This is a genomic window from Chitinophaga filiformis (assembly GCF_900102545.1).
Taxonomy (GTDB): Bacteria; Bacteroidota; Bacteroidia; order Chitinophagales; family Chitinophagaceae; genus Chitinophaga; species Chitinophaga filiformis.
Window position 1 is genome coordinate 411,633 of record NZ_FNBN01000001.1, and the last position, 12,300, is coordinate 423,932.

General features: G+C 48.6%; 10 protein-coding genes. 8 read left to right on the forward strand and 2 right to left on the reverse strand.

The window, feature by feature from the left end; translation table 11 throughout:
- Nucleotides 1-94: 94 nt before the first annotated feature.
- Entirely contained in the window at nt 95-289 is a 195-nt protein-coding gene (locus BLR32_RS01760) for a hypothetical protein (protein ID WP_089828517.1), read from the reverse strand.
- Nucleotides 290-397: 108 nt separating this feature from the next.
- Between BLR32_RS01760 and BLR32_RS01765 the strand changes: the two genes are divergently transcribed.
- The 8 genes from BLR32_RS01765 to BLR32_RS01800 all read left to right on the forward strand — a co-directional run bounded on the left by BLR32_RS01765 (nt 398) and on the right by BLR32_RS01800 (nt 11,345).
- Entirely contained in the window at nt 398-2,239 is a 1,842-nt protein-coding gene (locus BLR32_RS01765; RefSeq protein ID WP_089828518.1) for an ABC transporter ATP-binding protein, read from the forward strand.
- Between the two features lie 70 nt (nt 2,240-2,309).
- Nucleotides 2,310-3,653, forward strand: coding sequence for an NAD(P)/FAD-dependent oxidoreductase (locus BLR32_RS01770; protein WP_089828519.1), 1,344 nt, complete (start codon nt 2,310-2,312; stop codon nt 3,651-3,653).
- 58 nt (nt 3,654-3,711) lie between these two features.
- On the forward strand, nt 3,712-5,151 hold the full coding sequence (gene xseA / locus BLR32_RS01775; RefSeq protein ID WP_089828520.1) for an exodeoxyribonuclease VII large subunit: 1,440 nt from the start codon (nt 3,712-3,714) through the stop codon (nt 5,149-5,151).
- Nucleotides 5,129-5,335 carry an exodeoxyribonuclease VII small subunit gene (xseB, locus tag BLR32_RS01780; RefSeq protein ID WP_089828521.1) on the forward strand — a complete coding sequence of 69 codons (207 nt, stop codon included), beginning with the start codon at nt 5,129-5,131 and terminating at the stop codon, nt 5,333-5,335. Before xseA ends, xseB begins: the two co-directional genes overlap by 23 nt.
- Before the next feature lie 213 nt (nt 5,336-5,548).
- Nucleotides 5,549-6,805: a TolC family protein gene (locus BLR32_RS01785; protein WP_089828522.1), complete on the forward strand. Its 1,257-nt coding sequence runs from the start codon at nt 5,549-5,551 to the stop codon at nt 6,803-6,805.
- 2 nt (nt 6,806-6,807) lie between these two features.
- Nucleotides 6,808-7,818, forward strand: coding sequence for an efflux RND transporter periplasmic adaptor subunit (locus tag BLR32_RS01790; RefSeq protein WP_089828523.1), 1,011 nt, complete (start codon nt 6,808-6,810; stop codon nt 7,816-7,818).
- 43 nt (nt 7,819-7,861) lie between these two features.
- Nucleotides 7,862-8,167, forward strand: a complete 306-nt coding sequence (locus BLR32_RS01795) for a DUF190 domain-containing protein (protein WP_089828524.1) — start codon at nt 7,862-7,864, stop codon at nt 8,165-8,167.
- Nucleotides 8,168-8,198: 31 nt separating this feature from the next.
- Nucleotides 8,199-11,345, forward strand: a complete 3,147-nt coding sequence (locus BLR32_RS01800) for an efflux RND transporter permease subunit (protein WP_089828525.1) — start codon at nt 8,199-8,201, stop codon at nt 11,343-11,345.
- A gap of 96 nt (nt 11,346-11,441) precedes the next feature.
- On the opposite strand, the gene BLR32_RS01805 is transcribed toward BLR32_RS01800, so the two are convergent.
- On the reverse strand, nt 11,442-12,257 hold the full coding sequence (locus BLR32_RS01805) for a CsgG/HfaB family protein (protein ID WP_089828526.1): 816 nt from the start codon (nt 12,255-12,257) through the stop codon (nt 11,442-11,444).
- Between the last annotated feature and the right edge of the window lie 43 nt (nt 12,258-12,300).

Below are 12,300 nucleotides of genomic sequence, written 5' to 3' on the forward strand. Positions count from 1 at the left end.
TATACACGACGTATACACGACGTATACACGACGCATACACGACGCATCTCCGGGACATCCCGGTCGAAAAATACAGAATGGTTGAATTACAAGATCAAGATGGCCTATCCCTCGTAGCCCTGATCAACCCGATCCCCGCAAAAAAGAAGATAGCCCCCAATATGGAATAGATGAGAATTTCCTTAACACTCCTGGTAGCACCAGTACTGCCCATAAAACGTATAGCGCCCAGTATCAGGCCCGCTATACCCAGGAATGTCAGTATAATACCAATAATCCGTTTTTCCATAGCAAGTTTTACAATAGCTGATACAAATTACATGCCTTGCCAGCGCCCTCATCCCTGCCAAATAGACGTTAAAACACCCAATGGTGTAATTTTTGTGCTCACCCCGGCATGAAGATCTTTTGGAATTATATGCGGCCCCACCGCTGGATGATAGTCCTGTCCCTCGTACTGGCCGGCATAGGACAGGTGGCCATGATGACTGACCCCATGATCTTCGGGAAGATCATAGACAAATATGCATTACATCCCGGCAACAGAACGGAAAGTGAACTGGTAAGAGGTGTTGTGTTCTGGCTGGCAGTAGCTATCGGCGTAGCGATGATTGCCAGGTTGGCCAGGTCCTTCCAGGACTTTGTAATGCGGTTGATTATACAGCGTTTCGGTATGCAGGTGTTCAACGACGGACTGAAACAAACCCTCCGCCTCTCCTTCCAGGAATTTGAAGAACAACGCAGCGGGGAAACAGTAGCACTGTTACAGAAAGTCCGCAATGACACGGAACGTTTCTTCAATGCATTCATCAATATCCTCTTTTCCTCCCTCGTCGGGATATGTTTCCTGATATGGTATGCCATTACCAAACACTGGGCGCTGGTGCCTATCTTCTTTTTCGGTGTGCTGGTGCTGGGAACACTCACCGGCTTACTCAGCCGGAAAATAAAGAAGATACAACGGGCCATCAACAAGGAAACACTGAAAATGTCGGGCTCTATTACGGAATCACTCCGCAATATTGAACTGGTCAAAAGCCTGGGACTCACCTTCCCTGAAATAAGGCGCCTGCGCACCTTTACCAAAAACATCTATGACCTCGAGATCAAAAAAGTAAAACAGGTCAGGATGCTGTCATTCATACAGGGTACTACCCTGAACCTCTTAAGGCAGTCGATACTCTTTGTCCTGCTCTGGCTCATCTTCCATAAAGTACTTAGTCCGGGAGAACTGATCGCTATGCAGTTCATCGCCACAGCGATCTTCGGCCCCTTACAGGAACTGGGCAGCATCATCCTGGCTTACAGGGAAGCTGAAAGCTCACTGCTGCTGTTTGATCAGCTGATGCACAAACCAGTGGAAGAGCGCCCTGCAAGTCCGGTGGAACTGGGCTCGCTGGAAAACATCCGCTTTTCAGATATCGTATTCCGCCATCAGACGGCTACACAGAATGCCCTGGATGGTATCAGCTTCAACGCAGCACTGGGAGATACGATTGCCTTTGTTGGGCCCTCAGGTTCGGGCAAATCCACACTGGTAAAACTGCTGCTGGGACTGTACCAGCCTGTTTCCGGCGAAATCCTGTTCAACGACATCCCCTCAGGCGATATCCGGTATAACCAGATGCGCCGGCAGATCGGTTTCGTATCACAGGATACCCAGCTCTTTGCAGGTACCATCAAAGACAATCTGCTGTTTGTAAAACCAGATGCTACCGATGAAGAGATGCTGTCAGCACTCCATAAAGCATCCTGTACCCAGTTACTCACCCGTTCTCCCCATGGTCTGGATACCGTACTCGGAGAAGGAGGACTGAAGCTTTCCGGTGGAGAAAAACAGCGTGTCTCCATTGCCAGAGCGCTGATACGTAATCCCCGCCTGATGATCTTTGATGAGGCAACATCTGCACTGGACTCTCTTACGGAAGAGGCCATCACAGATACCGTGCGCAATATTTCCGCCAGAAGGGAACAACTCAATATCCTCATAGCACACAGGTTGTCCACCATTATGCACGCCGATACCATTTATGTACTGGAAAAAGGCAGGATCGTGGAAACAGGGACACATCTGGAACTGCTGGAGCAGAAGGGCCTGTATTACGCCATGTGGCGTCAGCAGATAGGCGAACGCCGCAGCACGTCATCTTCTGTATCAGAAGATATCACACAGATCGGGACTTCGATATCCGGCACTACTTCGCTGCCTGACGTGAAATCTGTTCCCGAGGTAGAGTAAGACCGGCGCACCCGGCTCTGGCGGGGGCATGGTTTTTGGGCCGCATTTGGCACATATAAATCATTGCTTTATGGAACAAATGAGGCAGCTCACCCTGAATATACCCCCCACTACCAAACCCCGTGTAGTGATTGTAGGCGCCGGCTTTGGTGGATTGAATGCAGCGAAGACCCTTCCTGATGATAAGTTTCAGGTAGTACTCTTCGACAAACACAATTACCACACTTTTCAGCCACTGCTTTACCAGGTAGCCTCTGCAGCTTTACAGCCCGACGCCATTGCCGGGCCACTGCGCAACCTGTTCCACAATACAAAGGATTTTCACTTCAGAATGCTACGGGTGCTCTCTGTTGATCCGCTCACCAATACCGTCAATACCTCTGCCGGCACATTGCAATACGATTACCTGATCATATCCAGTGGCGCCAGAACAAACTATTTTGGTAATGAGAACATGCAACGTTTTGCACTACCGCTGAAGACTATCCCCGATGCGCTGAATATGCGCAGTCACCTGATGCAGATCTTCGAATGGGCCAGTCTCAATGCCAATCCCGAACTGAAAGAACATATGCTCAATATAGTGCTGGTGGGCGCCGGCCCTACCGGCGTAGAAATGGCAGGTGCATTTTCTGAACTCCGCAGATATGTGCTACCTAAAGATTACCCCATCCTTGATTTCAGCAAGATGAAGATCTACCTGCTGGAAGGCCTGGACAGAGTATTGCCGCCCATGCATCCTAAGTCGAGCGCCCGCGCCCAGCGCTACCTGGAAAAGATGGGCGTTATCATTAAGCTGAACGCCATGGTGCAGGACTATGACGGCGAAACCATCACACTGAAAAGCGGGGAACAGATCAAGTCTTTCTTCGTAGTATGGAGCGCCGGCGTAATGGGAGAAGTATTGGCAGGCATTCCTAAGGAATGGACTGAACGTGGCCGTATCCTTACAGATCCTTTCTGCCGCGCCATCGGCAGCACGAACATCTTCGCCATCGGCGATATCGCTACCATGAAGCTGGAAGACTACCCCAGAGGACATCCGGGCGTTGCACAACCAGCTATCCAGATGGGGAAATACCTCGGGAAAAACCTGTTTGCACTGCACAGAGATGAGACGGTAAAACCTTTCAAATACTTCGATAAAGGCTCTCTCGCTACCGTAGGTAGAGGCAAAGCAGTAGCTGATCTTCCCGGAGATATTCACCTGGGAGGACGCCTGGCATGGTACATCTGGCTGTTTGTACACGTGAACTTCCTGGTGAGCTTCCGTAACAAACTACTGGTGATGACCAACTGGATCTGGAACCTGTTCACCTTCGATAAAGGTAACCGCCTTATCATCCGGCCTTATATCCGTAAGGGTGATGAAAGAAGTAAGGCCGTCTTTGCCGAAAATCAGGTAGGCAGTTAACGCCCGCAACACCTACTGCCTTTCCGGGCGGCCCTTTTTATGTACCTTTGTGCCTGCTTTGGATACAAGAAACTACATAACATTATCACAGCTGGCCGCCGGCATACAGGGTACTATCAGGAACGCCTTTTCGGGCCAGAGCTATTGGGTGGTGGCAGATATCACCAGCCACTCCTACTACCCCGCTAAAGGATATCACTACTTCGACCTCGTCGAAAAAGATGCCCGCAGTCACCAGCTTACCGCAAAGATCTCTGCCAGCGCCTGGGGTAATGGCAGCAACCGCATCAAGGAATTTGAGAGTGTCACCGGCCAGCGCTTCAGCAACGATATGCATGTGCTGGTGAGGGTGGCTGTAGAGTACCATCCGGTATACGGATTGAAGCTCTCCCTCCTGGATATTGATACCAGCTTCACCATCGGATTACTGGAACAACAAAAGCAGGCTACCTTACAGCGGCTCCTGACCGAATGCAGCGACATTGTACGCAAGACACCGGAAGGATATATGACGCGGAACAAAGCGCTTAAACTTAGTCCGGTCATACAACGCATTGCAGTCGTCTCTTCTGCCTCTTCCGCAGGTTACCAGGACTTCATGCATACACTACAATCCAACGCATACGGTTATATCTTCCACATAGAAAATTATTTTACTGCCGTGCAGGGAGAAGCGAATGCTGCACAGGTGTGTATGCAATTGGAAGCAATTGTAGACTCAAAGAAACAATTTGATACAGTCGTGATCATACGTGGTGGTGGTGCGCAGACGGACCTGTTGTTATTCGATCAGTTTCCGTTGGGGAAAGCCGTAGCGGGATTTCCGGTGCCGGTCATTACCGGTATTGGTCACCATAAGAATGAAACGATCACAGACATGCTGGCGCATACAGCCACCAAGACACCTACACGCGCAGCAGAACTGATCATTGCACACAACCGCAGCTTTGAGGAAGCCCTGCTCACACAACAGCAACATATCATCATCCGTATGCAACAGATGATGAAAGACAAACAACAGCAATTATCTTCATTGCATACAGGTATTATCAACAGATCGCGGGACCTGCTGGCAGACTATAAAGAGGGACTGGCCCGCAACAGGCAAAGTATACCACAAAGCGCCCGGCACCTGTTGCTGAAACAGCGCTCTTCTATGGCCCAGTTATCAGGACAACTGCTGGCTAAACCCGGACAAGTGACCGCCAGCCGCTTGCAGGAACTATCGCACATCCGGAAAGATATACAGGTATACGCCCGTAAATTGTTACAACAACAGCAGCAGCAATTACTGCATCATGAAACAGTTGTTCGTATTATGAGCCCTGCTTCTTTACTACAGAAAGGCTTTGCCATGGTGCAACATCAGGGGAGGATCATTACCAGCGCTGCACAGCTTTCGCCGGGAGATGAGATCACCGTTCAGATGATCGATGCAGGTGTACACGCTACAGTCACTTCAAAAACAACAAACGATGGACACGAATCTAACATATGAAGCAGCCTACCAGGAACTGCAACAGATAGCCAGGGAGATAGAAACAGAGTCTGTTTCCGTCGATGTACTGGCCGCAAAAGTGAAACGCGCTTCTGAACTGATCACCTTCTGTCAGGCCCGTTTAAGGGCAACAGAAGCCGAAGTGGAGAACATTATCCAGCAAATGGAAGCCAGACCGCTTTAAGCTTTTTAAGCTGCGGTCTCATGTTATCTCAATACAGGGCCGCAGCCAATCCCCTTCCCCGCCTTTATTACAGCCCCATTTATGCCTTTTTAAGCCAGGTTAAAGGTTTTAATATTTTGATTAAAAACGGGTTAAAATCAACGCCCATGGTTTCATGAGCCAATGCCATTCTTGACCTTTGTCCTGAATTCCTTAGTGGACAAACAGTATCTCATGAAACGAGCGATCGTCCTGGCTGTAGCAATAATGGCAATATCCTGTATCGGGAACCTTGCTACTGCCCAAACCAGCTACTCATTACAGGCGGCTTTGGATACCGCCAGAATCAACAGTCCTGTGCTGAAAGCAAGGTACATGAACATAGGCGCCGCACAAGCCGATGTTACCACCGCAAAGCTGCGCCCCAATCCTACGCTGAATAATCAGACCATGCAACTGGTCAGTTCAGATCATTTCGCGCCAGGTACCAGGTGGTCATCCAATCAGAACAGACAGGTGTGGTACCAGGTCACAAAGCCAATCCAATGGCCAAACCAGCGCAAATACAAGATCGAAACCGCCAACAAGGATGTCACAGTAGCCAACAACACCTACCAGGAAGATGTACGCAACCTCTCCCTCAATGTAGGCAACAGCTGGATCAATTGCTGGGTACTGAAGAAAAGACTGGCCCTGCTCAACGACAGCAAAAAGAACCTGGACACACTGGTGCAGATCAATGAACTGCGTTACAAGAACCAGGTCATCACACAAACAGATCTGATGCGTACGAAAGTATTGCTGGATCAATACAACCTGCAGCTGAGTACATTCAACCAGGATTATCAGAACGAACTGCAAACCCTGGCACTGCTCACAGGCAACACCACTCCCATGGACATTGATACTTCCGGCGAGATCCTCATCATCACTCCTTCAGAAACACTGGACAGCCTGATTGCACAAACCATGGAGAACCGTTCCGATGTAGTACTTGTTAAAAGCACGATTGATGAACGCAACAGCAATGTAAAGTATCAACAGTCCTTAGCTGTACCACAACCTGAATTAGGGTTTATCTACAACCCACAGAACTCGGTACCTTATATCGGATTCTATGGTACTATAGACCTGCCCTTCTTTAACAGGAACCAGGGTGAGATCAAAAAGGCACATATACTGCAGCAACAGGCGCAACAGGAATTATCTGCCACACAACGGCAGCTGCAAACAGAGGTAGTGACTGCATACAATACCTACCAGCTCCAGAAACAAAATATGGAAAAATACAGCGGTATCCTGCATCAGTCGCAACAGATCCTCGACAACGTTAAGTATGCTTACCTGCGTGGTGGTACTACCATCATCGACTTCCTCGATGCACAACATAACTGGTATGACACCCGCCTGCTGTATTACGATTCTCTGCAGGCATACTATCAGAGTTATATACAACTATTATTCGCTACCGGCCTTATAAACCAATTGTAATTATGCAACGCATTACCGGATATTTCTTAGCCGCCTCCCTCCTCCTTGCAGGATGCAGGCATAAAACACAGGACCCAGTTGCTGCCGGAGATCCGTCTCCCGTTATTACCGGCAACGGGCAACAGATCTCATTCCCTGATACTGCCTCCTCCAATTTCTTTGCGGTGGAGCCTGTAGGCGATTCTACACTCAGCGGTACACTGCACGCACCGGGCAAGGTAGCAGCTACTGTACTGCGCTCAGATGTAGGCGGACAAAACATCGTACTGTTCGATGATCCCCAGCTTACCAGCGACTATTCACAACTCATCCAGCACCAGATCAATATCAATCATATCCAGGAGGTGAATATCAAACAGAAGAAAGTGGAACTGGACCGCACACAGGATCTCTTCGACCATGGCGCTGCCAGCGGAAAAGACATTCTCGAGGCGAGATCAGAACTATCTATCGAACAGACTAATCTGGCCAATGAGAAAACACAGCTGATTGAACATGAATCAGGACTGAAAGCGGCAGGGTTCAATCCCGAAGCCCTGCATGCAGCCACACCCGGCACTGCTTACATCATCTGTGATATTCCGGAAAATCAGATCACCAATGTAAAAAAAGGTGCTCCCTGTTCCATCGTACTGTCTTCATTCCCCGACAATACTTACAACGGCAAGGTAGAAGATATTGCTGATGTGATAGACGATGTTACACGCATGATCAAACTGCGTATACGGTTGAACACTCCTGACAATGATATCCGCGCGGGCATGTTTGCTAACATCACTTTCCAGGTACATGGCGATAGCAACGGCATCAACATCAGCAGGGATGCACTGGTCACTGCCGACGGACAGAACTATGTATTCGTCAGAACAGCACCCAATACTTTTACGAGGAGAGAGATACGCACAGGGCAGCAGATAGGTGACCGTGTTGCAGTATACAGCGGTTTGAAGAACGGAGAGAATGTAGTAGTGAAAGGCGTGATGCAACTGAAAGGGCTGAGTTTCGGATATTGATCATTATTGTTCAACCAATCATTAACACCAACAATATTGCCCCATGTTACAGGCACAGATATTCATAGATAAAGACGAAGTATTCGGTTCACAGCCGTTATATGAATTTATCATACAGTTCTTACTAAAACAGCACATTGCCGGCGCTACGGCCTTCCGCGGTGTGACAGGCTTTGGAGAACATCATCAGCTGAAAAGACCCGACAGCCTTTTCAGTTTTGACGAACCACCTATGCTGATCACCTTCATCGATGAGGATGAAAAAGTAATGAAGACACTCGCTGCTTTACGTAAGCAGGTAAGCAGTGGGTTCATCGTCACCAGCAAGGTAGAAAGGTTTGAGGTATAACATTTCAGGACTTGATTGAAATTCACTTGTAATGATTCGCAATCTTTTAATATTCTCTCTTAAAAACAGATGGGTGATCATCCTGATGGCGCTTGGCCTGATGGGCATTGGTTACTGGTGCTTCACCCAACTGAAAATAGAAGCATACCCCGATATTGCCGATACCAATGTGATCATTGTAGCGCAATATCCCGGTCGTGCAGCAGAAGAGGTAGAGCAGCAGGTTACTATTCCGATAGAAAGAGCACTGCAGAATACACCCAATGTACTGGACCGCAGAAGTCGCACCATCTTTGGCCTGAGCGTAGTACAGCTCACTTTTACAGATGGTACGGACGACTATTTTGCCCGTCAGCAGGTCAATGAAAGACTAGCCGGTGCAGAACTCCCGGATGGTGTATCACCTGAACTGGCGCCGCTTACAACGGCCGTTGGAGAAATCCTCCGCTATGTGGTAGAAGCGCCGCCTACTTATACGCCTACCGAGATCCGAGACCTGCAGGACTGGGTCATCAAACCCGCTCTTTTACAGGTACCCGGCATTGCAGATATCACGACCTTCGGTGGCCCGCTCAAACAGTTTCACATATTGACAGCGCCCGACAAACTGCGCAAGTATGATCTGACTTTACAGGATGTTATTGATGCTGTGCAGAAGAACAATCAGAACACAGGCGGTAATATCATCAATCGCGGTGAGCAGGGATTTGCTGTGCGTGGATTGGGAGCGGTGAAAACAGAACAGGATATCCGCAACATCGTGCTGAAAGCAGCCAACGGTATGCCTGTCTACCTGGGAGATGTAGCCACAGTGGAAGTAGCGCCACCACCACCCAGCGGTGTAATGGGTTATACCATCAATGCTACTAAAACAAACGTCAGCAATGGCGTAGAAGGTATTGTGCTGCTCCGCAGATATGAGAATCCCAGTGAGGTGTTAAAACTACTGAAAGACCGTATACAGGACCTGGAGCAGAATGAACTCCCTAAAGGTGTACGCCTGCATACACTCTATGATCGCAGCTTCCTGATAGATCATTCACTGGAAACAGTGGGTCATACCTTACTGGAAGGTGTCTCTATCGTGGTGATCATCCTGATCTTCTTCCTGGGCAGTCTGCGTAGTGCATTGGTCGTAGCGCTCACCATTCCGTTCTCGCTCCTGTTTGCATTTATACTGATGCGCCTCACCGGCATACCGGCCAACCTCTTGTCGCTCGGCGCTATTGACTTCGGTATCATTGTAGACGGCGCCTGTGTGATGGCGGAACATCTCATACGCACTTACCGAACGGCATCGCCTGAAGAGAAAAAGAAAGGTATTATTGCACTCACATTGCGTTCCTCACAGGAAGTGGGCCGCGAGATCTTTTTCTCCGTTACCATCATCATCCTGGCGTACATGCCTATCCTGCTGATGACACGTGTGGAAGGAAAGCTGTTCTCTCCAATGGCACTGACACTGGCATTCGCTGTAATTGGTTCCATGCTGGCAGCGTTGACACTCATACCAGTGCTGATCTCTTTTGCCTTTAAGAAAGCATTTGGCAATACCGATAAACCAATGAAGGAGCACAGGAACGTTGTGCTGGACTTCCTTTCAAAAAAATATGCTCAGGTGCTGGCCCGTGTCATGAAATGGCCTAAAGCGACTGTAATAGGCGGATTCGCAGTTGTGATGCTACTTGTGCTATTGGGCGGCAGCCTGGGTTCTGAATTCCTGCCGGAACTGGACGAAGGCTCTATCTTCCTCCGTGGCAACTTCCCTGCAGGTATTACCATCCAGGAAAATGCAAAGTATTCTCCGGAGATCAGGAAGGTGATTGCGAAATACCCACAGATCTCATTTGTAATCACACAGGCAGGCCGTAATGACGATGGTACGGATCCATTCCCATCCAACCGTAATGAGATACTGGTGGGCTTGAAAGACTATAAACTGTGGAGTGATACCATCTCTAAAAAAGAACTGGTCACCAACATACGACAGGACCTGGAAAAGGCCATGCCGGCAGTGAAGTTCTCTTCCGGCCAGCCTATTATTGACCAGGTGATGGAGATTGTAACCGGTAGTGCGGCAGATCTGGCCATCTCCATTGTGGGAGACGACCTTACCATGATGCGCGCCAAGGCAGATACGATCGCCAATCTTGTAAAACAGACAAAGGGATCGGAATCTGTTAATATCGAACAGGAAGGTCCGTCAGAGCAGATCGCTATCAACATCAACCGCGGGAATGCAGCCCGTTTTGGTATCAATGTAGCAGATATTCAAAGTATGATAGAAGCAGCCATCGGCGGTAAGGCTATTTCTACCCTGTATGACGGCACCAAACGCTATGACCTCGTCATTCGTTACCTGCCGGGAGAACGCAGCACCATTGAGTCTGTAAAGAACCTGCAGGTACCTTCTGCCACCGGGGCACTCATCCCGATGAACCAGCTGGCTGATATCTCTTACGTACAGGGTCAGACGAATATCTACAGGTATAACAGCAAACGTATGGTGACTGTCCGTACCAATATCCGCGGACGTGACCAGGGAGGTTTTGTGAGTGAGATCGGACAAAAGATCAACAGGCAATTACATATTCCTAAAGGGTACAACATCATCTATGGCGGGCAGTATGAGAACCTGCAGCGTGCAGGTAAACAGCTGTCCGTCACTATCCCGCTTACCATCATCATGGTATTCCTGGTGCTGTTCATCCTGTTCCGCAACATGCCGCAGACATTTGTGACCGTAAGCTGTATCTTCTTTGCACTCGCAGGAGGTATAGTAGCGCTGTTCATCCGCGGGTATCACTTCAACGTATCAGCAGGGGTAGGTTTTGTAAGCATCTTCGGGATCTCGGTAATGGCAGGGGTGCTACTGGTATCTGCATTCAACCGTTTACGCACAAGGCCTGACCAGACCTTACTGCAAAGTGTATTAACAGGCTCCAGGGAGCAACTGAGCGCCCTCTTGTCCATCCTCATCGTTGCAATAGCGGGCCTGATTCCGGCAGCTACATCTTCTGGTATCGGCTCTGATGTGCAACGCCCATTAGCTACAGTTATCATAGGCGGATTGACCAGTACACTGCTCTTCGCCCCTTTATTGATACCTCCCCTGTATTGGTGGATAGAAAGGAACAGGGTTGCCAAACAGGTAGTAAAGAATGAAGAATTAGAATAGAACAGTGAACAATTAACGGACAGGGTGATTAAAAAAAGGGCTGCCGATCTGCTTGATCGTGCAGCCCTTACATTTATCTTTAAAAACGGTGAAACGCTATTCAGTAATGATCTCACATTTGATCTTAGCACCCGCTTCCACTTTCTTTGCGATATCAGCCCCACCTTCTTTTACCAGGCATACAGAGAAGTTCTCATCTTCTACCTTTGCCACAGCAATCTTACCTAAAGTTTTCTTTCTGTGCATTTTCTTACCATCTACGGTCAGCTCAGTCAATTCATATACCCTGAACTCGTCCTGCTCTTTCAGCCCGGCTAAGCTGCCCGCAACGATCAATACCCTGATAGCATCCCCGTTGCTGCTCTTCTGCTCTATCTGTGCGATGGAAACAGCAGATTTCATATTATCACGAACGAATTTGTCAATTTCCGGCTCCAGTCCTTTCAGGGCATCTTCAAAAGCAGCTTTGCCTCTGCCAGCGCCTGTGAACCTGCTGGATGCCACTTCTTCTCCGGTGTTCACATCCACAACGGCCAGGTCAAATAACACTTCGGATACATTGGTATTGGTGATACCTAAAGGAAGATTGGATGGTTTTGTTTCTACACTGGCTTTCAATATGTTACCGGTAATGATATATTGTGCGCCTAATGATTTTGCCTGTGCAAGCGCTCCCGCATCGGGATTAGCCTGTCCTACTCCTGTTTTGATCTGATCCAGCTTATTTTTATCCATCAAAGAAAAACCTCTCAGCTTCAGGGTAGCGTCGTATACAGCATCCTGTATAGCAGTTACATATTCAGTTCTACCAGCACTTTTAAAAGGTGCTACACCGATCAGATTTTTGTTTTGTGCGAAAGCAGATGAGAAAGCAACAATGCCGCATAAAACGGATAATACTCTTTTTGTCATGGCTAGGTATTAATTTGAAATAGCGCTCCAAAAGTAAGGACTA